Source organism: Desulfatiglans anilini DSM 4660 (assembly GCF_000422285.1).
In the GTDB taxonomy this organism is placed as follows: domain Bacteria; phylum Desulfobacterota; class DSM-4660; order Desulfatiglandales; family Desulfatiglandaceae; genus Desulfatiglans; species Desulfatiglans anilini.
This window is the reverse complement of sequence record NZ_AULM01000021.1, coordinates 1-14,491: the sequence shown is the minus strand read 5'-3', so window position 1 is coordinate 14,491 and position 14,491 is coordinate 1. Positions and strand designations below refer to the sequence as shown.

12 protein-coding genes are annotated in these 14,491 nt (G+C 59.5%); 1 reads left to right on the top strand and 11 read right to left on the bottom strand.

Annotated features, from left to right (window positions below):
• Positions 1-15: 15 nt before the first annotated feature.
• From H567_RS0113965 to H567_RS24975, 10 genes are all read right to left on the bottom strand, one after another.
• On the bottom strand, positions 16-1,134 hold the full coding sequence (locus tag H567_RS0113965) for a polysaccharide biosynthesis/export family protein (protein ID WP_028321877.1): 1,119 nt from the start codon (positions 1,132-1,134) through the stop codon (positions 16-18).
• 161 nt (positions 1,135-1,295) lie between these two features.
• On the bottom strand, positions 1,296-2,612 hold the full coding sequence (locus tag H567_RS0113960; RefSeq protein WP_161626626.1) for an outer membrane beta-barrel protein: 1,317 nt from the start codon (positions 2,610-2,612) through the stop codon (positions 1,296-1,298).
• 350 nt (positions 2,613-2,962) lie between these two features.
• Positions 2,963-3,259, bottom strand: coding sequence for a dockerin type I domain-containing protein (locus tag H567_RS0113955; protein WP_035254525.1), 297 nt, complete (start codon positions 3,257-3,259; stop codon positions 2,963-2,965).
• A gap of 79 nt (positions 3,260-3,338) precedes the next feature.
• Positions 3,339-3,656 (bottom strand): dockerin type I domain-containing protein, encoded by a 318-nt coding sequence (locus H567_RS0113950; protein WP_028321874.1) that lies wholly within the window; start codon positions 3,654-3,656, stop codon positions 3,339-3,341.
• A 116-nt stretch (positions 3,657-3,772) separates the two neighbouring features.
• On the bottom strand, positions 3,773-4,417 hold the full coding sequence (locus H567_RS0113945; protein WP_028321873.1) for a hypothetical protein: 645 nt from the start codon (positions 4,415-4,417) through the stop codon (positions 3,773-3,775).
• Between the two features lie 230 nt (positions 4,418-4,647).
• Positions 4,648-6,855, bottom strand: coding sequence for an O-antigen ligase family protein (locus H567_RS0113940; protein ID WP_028321872.1), 2,208 nt, complete (start codon positions 6,853-6,855; stop codon positions 4,648-4,650).
• A gap of 5 nt (positions 6,856-6,860) precedes the next feature.
• Positions 6,861-9,440, bottom strand: coding sequence for a glycoside hydrolase family protein (locus tag H567_RS24985; protein ID WP_035254524.1), 2,580 nt, complete (start codon positions 9,438-9,440; stop codon positions 6,861-6,863).
• 33 nt (positions 9,441-9,473) lie between these two features.
• Positions 9,474-11,153 (bottom strand): glycosyltransferase family 4 protein, encoded by a 1,680-nt coding sequence (locus H567_RS24980; RefSeq protein WP_084517318.1) that lies wholly within the window; start codon positions 11,151-11,153, stop codon positions 9,474-9,476.
• Positions 11,154-11,180: 27 nt separating this feature from the next.
• Positions 11,181-11,945, bottom strand: coding sequence for a WecB/TagA/CpsF family glycosyltransferase (locus H567_RS0113915; RefSeq protein ID WP_028321869.1), 765 nt, complete (start codon positions 11,943-11,945; stop codon positions 11,181-11,183).
• Between the two features lie 311 nt (positions 11,946-12,256).
• Positions 12,257-12,508, bottom strand: a complete 252-nt coding sequence (locus tag H567_RS24975) for a flagellar FlbD family protein (RefSeq protein WP_035254523.1) — start codon at positions 12,506-12,508, stop codon at positions 12,257-12,259.
• 803 nt (positions 12,509-13,311) lie between these two features.
• Between H567_RS24975 and H567_RS0113905 the strand changes: the two genes are divergently transcribed.
• Complete coding sequence (locus H567_RS0113905; protein WP_028321868.1) at positions 13,312-13,524, top strand: hypothetical protein; 213 nt, start codon at positions 13,312-13,314, stop codon at positions 13,522-13,524.
• Positions 13,525-13,526: 2 nt separating this feature from the next.
• Here the strand turns inward: H567_RS0113905 and H567_RS0113900 are convergent, their stop codons facing one another.
• Positions 13,527-14,222, bottom strand: a complete 696-nt coding sequence (locus H567_RS0113900; RefSeq protein ID WP_028321867.1) for a hypothetical protein — start codon at positions 14,220-14,222, stop codon at positions 13,527-13,529.
• Positions 14,223-14,491 lie beyond the last annotated feature (269 nt).

The window sequence follows — 14,491 nt, the reverse complement described above, 5'->3', positions numbered from 1 at the left end:
CCGCTGATCCCCGAATCAGAAAAAGCTCTCCGGGACCACGACGATGTCGTCCGGTTTGAGCGCGATGTCGCTCACCTTTCTACCTTCGCGGGTGATGGCATCCACGTTGATCACGATGATCTTTTCCACGCCCTCCTCCACCCGGATGATGCGCGTCTTGTTCCTGGCCGCAATCGGCGTGAACCCGCCGGCGGCCCCGATGGCCTCCACGAGGCTGACTTCGTCGTTCGGCATATCATAGGAGCCGGGGGTTTGCACCTGCCCGATAATGTAATAGCGCGATACGGGTGGAACGAACAGCATGTCCCCGTCGCGCAGATACAGGTTGGACGCCTGGTCGCCCCTCTTCAGAAGGCTGTCGAGGTCGATCTTGACGATGACTCGGTTCTCCGTTTCCGTCCCCGATTCGAGCGTCCGGATAAGGAGGGCATGGCTCCCAGCCCGCTGCCGGTCGAACCCGCCCACCTTGGAAAGGGCGTTCAGGACGCGCTCCCCCGCCTGAAGGGTGTAGGTGCCAGGGGCGTTCACCGTCCCGAGGACCATGAAGTGCCTGCTGTTGTACTCCCGGACCATGACCGAAACATGCGCGTCCAGAAGATACTGCTTGGCTGCCAGTTCATGGGCCATGAGCCGCTCGATTTCAACCGGGGTGAGACCCGCAACCTTGACACGCCCGACAAGAGGAAAAGAGATGTAACCTTCCCTGCTCACGGGCACCGCGTCTTTGGAGAGGTCGGGCTCGTCATAGACCACCACCGAGAGCACATCGGTCCCGCCGACCTGGTAATCGGACTCCGCACATTCGGCTTCGGGAAAGCGTGAACGATATTCCGCAACGCTCAACTGGGGGGCATCACCGAGAACCTCGCCGATCTGCGGACTGATTTCCCGGCCGCCGCGGGCCTTCTTGATCTCGGCGACCCTGGCTGCGTTCTCCGGCCCGAGGCCGCTCAGCTCCCCGCTTTGCACATGGGTGACGCGGACTACCTCATCGTTGACCGCACACCCCGGGGCGCAAAAAGCGAGGAGCAACAGCAGCACCGCCCCAGCACGCATCTTCGACAGGGCCCAAACCAATCGGTGACGGCGACGCCCTTCGGCGGCGCCTGGCAAAATCTTCGGCGGCAACATCATATCGTCTCGGTCTTCCGTTCGCCTTTCAATCTATGTACAAGGGCGGCCAAAAACAGCGACCGCCCCGCGGGTCTCTCATTTTTGCTTCGATCCTACGGCTTCGGCCGGCGCTTTGCAACCCTAAAGCGGGACGCTTCCCTTCCCTGTTCGCCTTCCGCCGCTCAATACCGCGCGCCTAACATAACGCTGAACTGGTTCCCGGTGAACGATTCCGCCCCATCGCTGGAGTCCTTTCGGAGATAGCGGTACCCGATGCCCGCATCGAGCCAGGCGCGGATCTGATAGGTAAGGCCCACGTTCGCGTAATAGTCATGGTCCTTGCGGCCCGACTGGTAGTCGGAAAGACCATAGGAAAACCCGGCCATGCCGCGAAATTTATAAGGGAGTTCCTGCGAAAGGGTGACCCCGGCCGAGGTGGTCTCCATGGTGTCCGCGCCAGCACCGGAGCTGGGGGATTCGTTTCGCGAAAAATTAAAACCGAGTAGGGTCCTGGCCGTCGCCTTCCAGCCGACGCTGGTCTCTCCGACCCACGTGCCGGTGTCGCTGTAGGGGATTCCCTGGGCATCCCGGTCATTATCGTATTGCAGCCACTGATAGCCGAAGCTGACGGCCCCCGACAAACGGCCGATGCCCTCCCACTTCAGCCCCGTATCGATCCTCGCCCGCTGGTTGCCGGCATCGGTCTCCGGGGTGACGGAGAGGCCGTGATCATCATACTCTTGCCAGCCGTTGCGGAATTCCAGGAAGGTCCACGTCCTTGACATCACCTTCTTCTCGACGCCCAACCCCGCCTCTATCAGCGTCCAATTCTGGCCGGCGTCGAGATCGCGCTCCACTTCGTACTCGCTCTTGCTGTGCCCGAAATGGGCAAGCAGCTTGAGATCCTTCGGGAACCGCCAACCGACGCTTCCCTTCAGATCGTTCGTCCATCGGCTACGCGTCTCGCCCAGCCCGTACTGGACGTCGTTTCCATACGGGTCATCGGCGTCGGTGAACTGTTCGTCGATCAACAGCAGCAACCCTCCCGGCGCGCGATAGTCGAAGCCGAAGGAGCCGCTTTGCCGCTGCCAGTCCTGGTCGCTCCGCCTGCGATAAAACGCAAAATCCGCTTGGTAACCGAATTTGATTCCCCCGCGCACCCCCATGTCATAGGCGAGTTCGAGCGCCGGCGCAACGTGGAAGATATAGTCCGACACCTTGGGGTCGCGGGTGCGCCTCGAAGGGTCGAGCGGTTGCACGCTCTCCCCGTTGCTGAGGAAAATGTTGCTGTCATAAACACCCTCCAGCGCCAGGCTGGGCAGGACGCGCCACTTCCCCAGTCTGAGATTGCCGGTGTCGCCCTGCATATACCCTTCAGCAGTCCTTGCCGCCTGACTCCACACGGCGCCCTGGGCCCGGCCCAGCCACACAGTGCCTATCAGGAGTACCATGAGCAGGGGGCACAACACCGCCGAAGCGACGGCCCGCCGCCCCGACACGTCACACCCTGACCGAGTGCGGCCGCGCCTCTTCGCTCCGTGAGCCGCTCCTCCACTGCCTGGAGCAAAGAGGCACAGGATCCCGGGCATCCGTGCGGACACGCACGTGCAGGGGCTTTTCCGATAATACAACATATCACTCGGTCTCAAAACAGGTGAAGGGGGAATGGCAGGAGAGGAACTTCGTCAGGAGAGATCGTGAAGGCACCTTTGCACGGTCCGCAGAGGCCGTGAAACCCCGGGGCCCGGGGCGCCGGCCGCAAGGTGGATGCCGAGGGCCTTCTCAGGTCGATCTCGTGCTACCACCAAAGACTCCGAGGCGCTCAACTCACTCGCCCCGGGAAGGCCTCTCAATTGAACGGGCTCGCGCTCACCGTGCACCCGAGACAGCGTTTGACGATGGTGAAATCGTCCATGTTGACGAGGCCGTCACTGTTTACGTCGCTCGCAGCCGTGTAGATCTTCTTCTGAATGTTGCTGTAAACGATGAGAAGATCTGCCGTCGTAACGCGCCCATCGCTGTCCACATCGACATTCACGAGGTTCTGACAATCATCGCAGTTCGTGATATCGCTCGGTCCGGGGGCCACCAAGGCAAATGACGGCGCGGCAAGCGCACCCCACACTAGTGCGATGGAAAACACCATCTGAACCATCCTCTTACCTGCTGCGCGTAGCTTCTTCATAATCCTCGTCCCTTACCAGAATTTAAGGCTGTTCGGTGCATCATTGCCTCTGCGTCCGGCGAAGCTCTATGCACTTGAGGACGATATCCGCATCGGCCTCGTTCACCGCCCCGTCCCCGTCCACGTCGTAGGCAGAATCGCTGCAGCCTTCCTGGATGCACTTCTTGACGGCAAGCAGATCCGCCACATCGATGGCACCGTCGCCATTCAAATCGGTGTTGTAAGACGCACAATCCTCGAACGTTTGAATGGAAGCCGCCTTCTCAACAGGCTCCCCTGCGTGGGCAGGAAGCGAAACCGCAAAAACCATCGCAAGCATAATCATAAGAAGCGATGCAACGCCGGATATCCTGATCATCGTCTGACTCCTCTCGAAACGTGTTAGGTTCTAAACCTGGGTTGTCCTTTTCATGCGCTCAAACGCCCCCGCCCTGGTGGAACGAGCAGAACCAGCGGGGGGAAATGCCTTGCTAATCAACGCTTCAGAGCGGATGTCTTCCGCCTGACCGCCCACAGCGCGCCGAGGCCCATGCCGAAAATCAACAACAGCATACCGTATCCGCCGATGGTGGGAACGGACTGAGCAGCCGGCAGCACAGGCTTCTCGTTCACGGTGATCGAGGGATTGGTCACGCTTGTGATATCCGTGTTGTCGAACAACAAACAATCCGTGACGAGGTTGGTGCCCGTCAAGGAAAACGTAGCCACGCCCGCCTTGAGGCACTTGAAGGTGAAGGTCGCCGTAGCGCCCCCATAAGGAAAACCCGGGGCGTCATCCAGCGTGATATCCATGGACCCGAAGGTGCCCGGCGAAGACGGCGGAACGCTAGTGGGCGTATAAACTTGAGGGCCCAGAAGGCCGCTGGGGAAAAATGGCTCGCCCTGGTAGGCCGTCAACTCCAGGGCCTCCGGGTCGAAGCCCAGAAGGGTCTCGTATCCACAAATCGTCAGCGGATCGGTATTCGAATCCGTGCCGACGATCTTCACCGTCAAATCGAACGTGTCCCCAACGTAAGCGGTGCCGGGGTGGTCCAGTTCGAACACCATAGCGCCAAAGGACAGTCCTGGAAAGACCAGAACCATCAGAATCATCGCCAGAAAAGACTTGACCAGTTTCATACCCTCTCCCTCCCGTTCATCCCGAAAGACGTTGAAAGTAGATCTAATAGCCGCCGCCAATAAATGAGAAAACCGTTGTCTGAGACTGAATTCCCCTCGAAAACCAGCCGCAAGCGCAATACTGCAGCAATGGCCGGCACTGCAGATTGGTCCGTTTTATGGGCACTTTATCTGTATACGCTTTGAACGAAGGAAGCAAGGAAAAAAGCCTGCCCTCAAAATCCTCCAACTCACTGAATGACTTCCGGCTCCGGAGTTTTCACAAGCTGTCCGACCAACTGCTCATCGGGGTAGAAGAGCCAGACATAGGCGCTGATTTTCTCCCGCATGGAGTTCCGGGCTTTTTCGGAAGACATGTCCAGCGCCCTCGAGTAATGGGCCGCAGCCGATGCCCGGGCGGCCGCATGTTCGGGGTCCGCCGGGTGAAGCGTCTTCGAACGAAGCACCCAGAAATTCCCCATCTCCGCATGCACCCCGGCCTCGCTATCCTGGGTGAAGAGGGCCGCTCGCTGCATAGCGAGATCGGCGGCCGGGAGCCACCTCTCGCGGTAATTCGGCCGGTCCCAAAGGCTCGCATAGGCCCAGCCCAGGAGGAGGTGGCGCTCGCCCTCAAACGGGTTCAGGGCGAGGGAGCGCTCGAGCGGGGGGATAATCGCCTCTGCCGTCCCTTGCAAGAAAAGGGGTGCGATGCCGCTCGCGCCCAAGACCTGCGCCCCCGGCGCAGCCGCCTCGGCGGCCTCCGGGTTCGGGAGCATGAATTTGAGCGCCAGCCTGTAAGGATAACCCGCATTCCAGGGGTCCCAGGCCATGGCGGTTTGAATATCCCCCGCCGGGGGATCCATGTCGCGGTTCAGCGTCGAGTTCGGGACGGTGTTGCAGTGCGCCTCCGCTACAAAGTGTCTGACGCTCCAAAGGCCCGTCCAAAGCACCAGCCCGAGGCCCAGCAACAGCGCCAGCGCCCCGCTGCCGCGGAGCGGGAGCACCCGGAATGGAAGGCCTCCGAGCGCCCCCATTGGCTCCCTCTCGAGGTGCAGGGCGCTGAACCCGATCGCGAGCACGGCGGTGAAGATCAGAAAGTTGGCGGGCATGTGCAGGTTGAAATCGTAGATCGAGTGGAGCCCGATGGCCGCCATCACAGCGAAAGGGACTGCGCCGAGCGAGACCGCAAAGGGCTCTTGCCGCCTCCGATAGGCCCGCATGAGCACAAAGGCGATCCAGCCGGCCCCCAGGAGCATGATGCCGAAGCCCACCAGGCCTGCCTCAGCCAGGAACTGAACCCAGTCGTTGTGCGCATGCTCCACCAGGATGCCCTGATCCTGCGGGGCCTGATAAACCGGGTAGGCGTACTGGAAATTGCCGACGCCGACACCGAAAATCGGGTAATCCCGAAACAGCTCGAAGGTGGTCCTGGCGTACCTGTATCGCGCCTCGAAGGAAGGTTCCAGGTTCTCGAATCGGCTCAAGGGATAATCCACACCCATGTAAAGGGCATAGCCGGCCGTAGCGGTAAACAGAAAGAGTACAAGCGCCCCTTTCCGACGGTTCTTCCTCTTGAAGACGAAGAAGAGCCCCAGGCAAAGGAGTCCGGCTGCGGCTGATGCCATGCCTGCGCGCGATCCGGAAAAGATGAGTCCGAGCCCCATAACGATCCCGGCCAGGAGGACCAGGACCCGTTTGCTCCGCTCCTGCTCTCCGGAGAGGAATGCCCCGATACGCCCTCTGAGGCCGATGCCGGGGACGGGCAGCCGCTTTTTCACGCCCAAGGCGATCGCCCCCGAAAACGCGGCCGCCATGAGCACGCCCATTTCCATGAAGCCGGCGAAATGGTTTCGGTTAATGTAGGTCCCGTTCACAGCCTGGCGGCTCGGGCCGCTTCTCACCCACCAGATATGGGGGTCGGCGGAGTACGTCTGAAGAATGCCATAGAGCGCGGTGAAGGAGCCCGTCAGGAGGAGCAGCACAACGGCAAGTTCGATCCGCCTTCGTGAGTTGAGTACCTGAGCGAATCCGAAGAAGAAGAGGCCGTAGACCAGGAAACGCATGATGGACATGCGGACAGGGTAAATATACGGGGCCAGCGCCGAGCGGAAACCTGAGCCGGCCGCTCCGTCGACGACAAGAGGCGCCGGAATGGCAGCCTCCGCAATTTGGTGCGCTTCCGGCGACAAGATCGACGTCATCGAGTCGGGCAACGGGATGGTCTGAAAGACCAGGAAAGCGGTCATCATGAAAAAGAAGACGTAGAGGCCCGTTCGGGGGCATTGGAAGGTCCACCTTCCGCTCCCGGCGGTTCGGCCGACGTTTTTCACGATCAGGAGGAGCGTCGCTGCGAGCACCCCGAGGCTCATGAAGGTGTAGGCGTAGGTGTGGATCGCCCCGAAGAGGAGCGGGCCGATCACCAGTACGGCCATGTAGAGAGCGAAGGCGGATCTCTCCATGCTCTTCAACTCGTGCCGGATTCGAAGGAAAAGGCTTTGACCTCGTAGGGCCCGAGCCGCGCACGGAGCCTTCCCTCCTGCGCGGCATGATCCTCGCCCGAAAAAACCTCCCTGTAGAGCGTCGGCCGAGGGCCTTCGACGGCGATCATCCCCTCGACAAAGGTGCCGATCGTGTTGACGGCGATCACCAGGCACTCCTGCCCCGTCCTGCGCAGGCAGCACCGGATGGCGGGCCGCCCCCCGGGGTCTACGCGGTACGAGGACACCATGCTCACCTCGGGTGCATCGGGAAGGTTCTCCACGCTGAGCCACGGCTGGAGAAGGTGCAGCCTGTCGGTCACCTTTTTCAGGGATTCTACGCCCTCCTGCGTCGCACCGGCCTCGGAGAACGAGAAAAAGAAGACCCCCCTGGCCCCGTGAACCACGGAAAGAAAGGCCAGGCAGTCCATCTCATGCCATTGGGGCATACGCGGCCATCCCCAACCGGACCACTTCCTGCCGCCAAAGGCCTGGACGACCGCCGCCATACGGCTCCGCCCGACATCCCGTGCCGCCCGGTCCATGGAATCCGAAAGCCAGGTCATGGGCATGTGGGGAACGGGATACTGGTCGAGGAGAAAGAAGTCGGCGGCATCCAGATAATCGCGGCAAACCTGGGGCCTGACCACCGCCATGCAGGTAGCCGCATCCGGGAACCTCGCTTTGATCAAACGCTGGATGTCCTGTGCCCGGCCGCGAGGAAACGCGTGGATGCCAGGTTCGTCATTCACATAAAAGGCCAAATCATCGCTGCGCACGGTCTTCGCCAACTCGTCCAGGAACGGCGTCAGGCGGTCCGGATCCTTGGGAACCGATACCACATACTTCAAGCCCAGTTCGTGGCATTTTTCAATCGTCTCTTTGCTGCCGTCCGTGATGACCGTGTTGAAGCCGGCTGCCTTCACGGTCTCCAGCGCATCGGGTTCGGCGCCGTAGACGCCGATCGGGTAGAAACCCTCCTCAAAAAAGGAGGCGGCCGGCTTCGGCGCATTTTCATCTCTGAGATCCGCCATCCGAACCAGGCGCGGTTCGCTCATCCAGAAGGTATGCCCGGGATGGTGGTTCACGAACTCGAAGAGATCCGATGCCGGCTCTTCCGGGCAGGTGACGTGCAGCCTGACGGGTTGAAAACGCCTTACCTGCATATGGACGTTTACGAGATGCTCCTCGCCCCAAAACGTGAACCGGGGGTACACGCCGTTCTCCATGCTATGGCGGTAGAGAAGCGACTCGAACAGAAACGTCTCCCCGGGGGTACAGCTCGGAAGGGGGCTCGACCACACACCCCCCCGGTCGGTGCCGGCAGAAATGCCCAAACACAGGGAGCGATGGCGCGCAAGGGGCTCCCAGCCTGTGACGTCGATCCGGTCCGCAGGCGATACCGCAAGGCTGCTCTTCGAACGGGTTTCTCCGGCCGGCGCGCCGCGCCGCCACTCGACGGGTCCGCTCCCATCCGAAGCCATCCCGAACCCGGGGTTCGTGATCAGGTTGGCGGCCCCCTGAAAAGAGCCGAGAGCCTCCCACAGCCCGGACGTCATGTCCTGAAGCGCGAAGACGAGGACCGCTTCCGCGCCGCCCTCCCGAGTCGCCGTATCGAGGACCGAACTGAACTCTCGGGGATCGCAGCCCCCCGCCTGGACAATGGGCCACACGGAGCAACCTGCGGCCTCCCGGAAATAGTCCGTCGCCTCTCCCACCCAGGACACGGGCCGGCCGGAGATCCGATGATAGAGCATGGGGGAGACGATATCGGCGATGGCCGAGAGTTCCCCGGCGTCCTGGGCCAGAATGTACGAGACGGCGTTCCCATATTCCCCCTTGGTCCAGGGAATCAGAAAGACGCCTAATTTCACGGTGTCTTGCGCATCGGCCCTTTCCAGGATGCCGCGGACCTCCTCTGCAAAGGAGGTGATCTGCCGCTTTTTCCACTTCATCCATTCATAGGGACAGTGCTCGTCGATCCAATCGGCGGCCGCAACCGCGTCGAGATCCGCCGGGAGGGCGATCCCCGTCTGCTGCCGAAAGAGACGGAGGCACCTCGGACAATAGCAGGTATCCGGTATTCGAGGGTCTTCCGCCTCCCAAACCCCCGGATATCGGAGAAAATCTAGCCAAATGCCATCGATCGCATCCTCTCCTCTGAACCCCTCCACGATTTCTTGGATCGCTTTCAGCCGATCCTGACGCCACCCTCGATGGCTTGGACAAACCCCTCCCGGGGCCTTTCCCTGTTCCGAGGCCCCGATAAGCCGCCCGTCTGCCTGGACCGGCATTGAATCAGGGTATCGTTCCCAGGCCTCGCTGCCTCCAAATGCATTGACGCTGACATACACCTCGAATCCACGTTTCTTGAAGGCCGCAACGACGGCCTTGTCCGGCGGGACGAAAACCGCCTTCAATCCAGTAGCCTTCAGCTGCAATGCATAGCTGTTCAAATCCTCCCCCGCCCGCGGTGAGACGCCATACATACCTTTGAACACCTCCGCTCCCGCAAAGAAGGGAAAAAGAAGCACCAAGAACACGCCTGCAGCGATGCGAAGCCTCATGTCAATGTCCCGCCGGCCTTGGAAAAGTCAGCTTCACACATGCTCTGAGCGGGCCTTATACCCAAGGAGAGGAACATTGCCGTTCATCCTCACGCCTTCCTTGCCCAAAATGTTTTCGAGCGTTCCGATCACATTCCGGCGCAGATGTTCGACCCGCTTGAGTGTATAGTGCGAGGTCGCGCCGGAACCGCCGTTTTTCAGCAGCACCAGCGTGCCGAGATTTTCACTCTCCTCGCCGATAAGCGCCAATTCGAGGCGCAGCTGGTAGCGCTGCCGGATATCGGAGAGGGGAGTCCGGCTCCAGACGAAATCCGGCGGATCGATCCGGCTACAGACACTGGCGTGCAACGCAGCGGTCAAGCGGCGATCCATGTTCCCAGGGCCGAACATGAGGCATCCGGCACCTTGTGGGGCCCTCATTTCAAACGGCCGGCCCTCCTTCTTTCCACCTCCTTTCTTATTGCCGTTCTTGTTGCCGTTCAGATACAGGGCCGCAAGATCGATTTCGAGCATCCCCAGGGCATGGGCCGTCCTGCGCCACAGTTCTTCGAGATCGCTTGCCTCGCTGATCTGGATCTGTTCATAGAGGAAGCTCCTCCGCTCATGCGAAAGTCCGGCTGCATCGCCGAGTTCGCGAATCCACGCCATCAGCCGCTTTCCTTTGAGGTAGTTCATATATCCAAGCCGCCGGATGCCCAGAATCACCACCACGGCAATCGCGCCCAAGATCAATGCAGCCCGCTCGTCCTGGAGGTTGACGAGCGCAAGGGCAAGGATCCCGAACATGATCGAGGCCCCGTACAGGAGCAGAACCGCCTTCCGGTGCGAGTACCCGAGCCGCAGCAACCGGTGGTGGAAGTGCTCCCGGTCGGCCTGAAAAATGGCCTTTCCCATCAGGAAACGGCGGACCGTCGCCCACATGGTATCGAGCAGCGGAACCCCCATAGCGATGACCGGGATCAGCAGCGTCACGGCGGCCTGGCCTTTGATCGAACCGATGATGCTGGAGGTGGCGATCATATACCCGAGAAAGTAGCTGCCCCCGTCGCCCATAAAAATTTTGGCCGGGTTGAAGTTGTAACGCAAAAAGCCCAGAATGGCACCCGCCAGCGCCGCCATCAGAGCGGCCACAAGCAGATGATGTCCGATCACGCTCAACGCCACCAGTACCATGCAGGCGAAGAAGCTCACCCCCGCCGCCAACCCGTCAAGCCCGTCGATCAAATTGATAGCGTTCATCACGAGCAGTATCCAAAAGACCGTCACCGGCAGAGCGACCCAGCCTAAATGAAAAGTCCCCACCCCGGGGACGCTGACGCCTTGGATCTGTACACCCCCGAAATAGGCAATCGCCCCCGCCAGAATCTGGACCCCGAACTTTTTCCACGGTCCAAGTCCGCGCTTGTCATCCCAGAGGCCCAGCCCGAAGGCGATCGCACTGCCGAGCGCGATCGCAAACAGTGCCGGTTCGGACGCGATCAACTGCAGCACATTCGTCTTCTCCCGGACCCACGGAGAGAGCACCGGGAGGAATGAACCCCAAAACGACAAAAAGATGGCCGCGCCCCCGATACGCGGCACCGGCCGTCGATGGATCTTACGCTCGCCAGGCGGATCGACGATCCCCAAACGCAAACCAACCTTGGCAACCAGTGGTGTATTGACCAAGGCCAAGGTAAGGGCGATAAGAAAGATGACGGTAATGGTAGTCATGAGAGGTAATCGAGGGTGAAAAGCGGATTATCTGAATCGACTCCGCTTCTCGTGCAAAACCAGGCTCAGAAAAAGGGGGGTGGAAACAAGATTCCGGCGCCACAGCCGCCGGGGCTCTTGGATGAGCCTCGGCAGCCATTCGAGACCATGCTCCAAAAACCAGCGCGGAGCGCGTTTCACAGTCCCAACGTAAAAATCGAACACTGCCCCGACCGCAGCGATCAACGCCGCATCGAGCCTACGCCGATTCAGGTATATCCACTTTTCCTGCTTCGGAGCGCTCATCCCTACCCACAAAACATCGGGGCGGGCAGCGTTTATCGCAGCAACCATATCTCGCGTGTCGTTCTCGTCGAAATCGGGTTTAAAAGGCGGCGAATACATCCCAGCAATCTCGACGTTGGGATATTGCCTTGAAAACTTATCGCGGATCCGTTCGAGGTTTTTATAGGTCGATCCCAGGAAAAAGCACCGGTATCCGCCCCTCCGGTTCATATGCAGGTTTACTTCGCGGAAGATGTCGCTCCCCGTGATGCGCTCGCGAATCGCACCGCCAAGGATACGCGATGCGAAGACGATCCCGGTTCCGTCGGGCACGACGATGTCCGCATCCCTGAGAGCCATCGAGAACACCGGGTCCCGCCTCGCCAGAACGATGGAGTGCGGATTCAGGCACGCCACGACCTGACGTTCGGCCCTGGACCCCAACCCACTAAGGATCCTATCGATGCAGGCATCGAGGGTGGCTTGTGTAACGCCCAAGCCAAGGATAGGTTCCGTGTAGTCCTTCATGACCTGCTCACCGCCTGCAAACGCTAAAAATTTTTGCTGAGTTGTCTGGTCTCGAACCGGATTCCTTGCCTGTTGCTGTATGACAAGACTCCCCGGGCACAACCTGCTCGGGCAAAATGAAGGAATGGCGCCTGGCCATTTGCAGAACGCTCGACCATATCCTGAACAGCGGGGAAAAGTGCTTCTCTAAGAAGGCCAAGCCTTAGGATCCTAGTGACCCTTTTCGGGGTTGCTCGGCACAGCTCCGCCCCTTCGGTTCATGGCCCGACCATTCCTTTAGCTACTGATTTACTGGCAGATTTTGGAGGTTTTCACCTCTCCTGCCGAACCAATCCCGGCCCGCCGGTTCCATCGGTTGATTCGATATCGAAAGAGCTGCATCCGGGATTGATGAACCGGAAATAGTCGTCGATCTTCCTGCACAACTCCTGCACGGAATCCCGGACGGTCAGGGTCTGCTTCGTCGTGAAGGTGATGACCGTATCGGGCTTCGACCTGATGGAGAATATGTGCAAGGGGTTCAGCCACATCTTCGAATTGTCGAGCAGCACAACCTCGATCATTTCGGCCTTTCTTTCTCCTGCCATCCATGACCCGGGGGCTATGGTCATGGGCACAGGACTCCCGGATATGCCCTTGCGACAATCAACAGCCGGGTGCAGTGGGCACCGGCGCCTCCCGCTCGCCGCATATCCGTCATCTGAGTACGATCCCGCCTGGGTGCAGACGCCTCGATCGGCCTTCGGGCTCTCCACGACTCCTATCAAAATGATAGACACCGGCCGGCCCTATCTGTTGCAGCCTGTCTAGCCCTGGAACAGCCGTTGCCGGTCATCCGGGGAGGCCGGGGATGGAGCGCCTCGAAGATCGAAAACCGCCGAATCACCCCAAAACAAAGGGCTTCAGGGTCAATCCGGGGCATCCATCCAAATGGTGTCGCTTTTTATGGAGTCGAGGTGGGCGCCGGTGAAGAACCTGCCCCGGCGCACGGCCGCAGTGATAATTGCGAAAGGCGTGCCAATTATTTAAGCCATTGATATACATAACGATTCAAATGTTGAAACAAAAATGTTCATGGCTTAAACTATCATCTTGATCGTATTGAACAAGGTGGTCTATCAATTTGATAGACCAGGGAAGGTTCGGGTGCGGCGAAGGGAGGGGGCTGGATTGGGGGTGGCGTCCTTTCCGCAGTATTTATCCGTGTGCTTTCAATCGCTTGGAGCTATTTCCGTTGTGCTGGAGAGGGGAAACGGCGTTCCCGGCGGTCAGAGCCGCGGGAGGATGTGTCGTGGTTAAATGGAGGAGGGTGTCGGGCAAGGGAGGCGGAATCAAAGACAAATGATTCGTTATAAGGAGTGGTTACTTGAAGTCTATCATTTTGATAGAGCGGGGCCGCGTGTTAAAGCTGACCGGGGTGGTCACGCGCATCCGGATGCGGCTTGTGCCTGGCCGGCACAAGGCCTTCGGGATCGCATGCTTCGAGGAACTGGAGGGGGTGGCTGACGGGGTGCCTCTCGGAGTTCTGCAGTCAAACGTCCGTAAATCGAGACAACGCGGTGGTGTGGCAAGCAAATGATGCTACTTGATCCAGAGGCTTGCGCCGTTGCACCCGATGGACTTCCACAAGACGAAGACGGGCTGAACCGCGCCGGCGGGCGGATACTGCTCGAGCACCGTGCGGCTCAAGTTGAAAGGGTTTTTTGGCAGGGCGGTCCCATCGATGTCGTAGACGGCCAATTCCACGTTGTAAAATCTTATATCCTCGTTCGTCATGGGTTTTGCGGCCTCGGCGATCATCACCAGAGCCTCTTCGAGAGTCATGCCCTTGAAATCCGGAAAGACCAGTTCAAAATCCCCATAGACGGCATGGCCGGCGTCAAAGGGATTGCTGAGCGGCATAATCAGGGTCCGGTCGTTCCGGGTGGGTTTTGTGTCTTTCAGATGGATTGGGCGGTCCTTGGAGCGATCCCCTTTCTGCGCTGATTCATTGCGCTCAGGTCGGTATTCCAAGATGCTCACCCATGGCAAGGATTCCCCATCCTCGTCGGAGCAAAGGGGCACCGTATCGCTGGAATCCTTCACTGAGGGCTCATTTTTCGGAGGCTTGAAGATATTCTCCAACCTCAGGGGATCAGAGGCGAGCTGTCCGATCATCTGATCGAAGACGAGATCGAGCCGGTTATGCAGATCCAGTCCACTATTAACGCCGGTCAAAAAATGGACAGACATAGCCGGTAGAAAACTGGCCAAAATGAGCGGCTGAAAAACCGGCATTGCAGGTTCTTCCTTCTTTCCTGTATGTAAAACCTGTCTTTTCTTCCTGGATCTGCTTCTTTCTCTTCTTTATTTCGTCTTTTTGTGTAATCTCGAAAGATTAGGCTCACAAGTGTTATGGTTGTCATCCACGGGGAGGACGACCATGAACGAGACTATTCGATGCCTCCATTGCGGATCTGTTTTCGAGCGCAATCCGCGCATCAAGACCCAACGCTACTGCGCCCGGAAGGAATGCCAGCGTGCCCGGAAGCGCCAGTGGCAGCGTG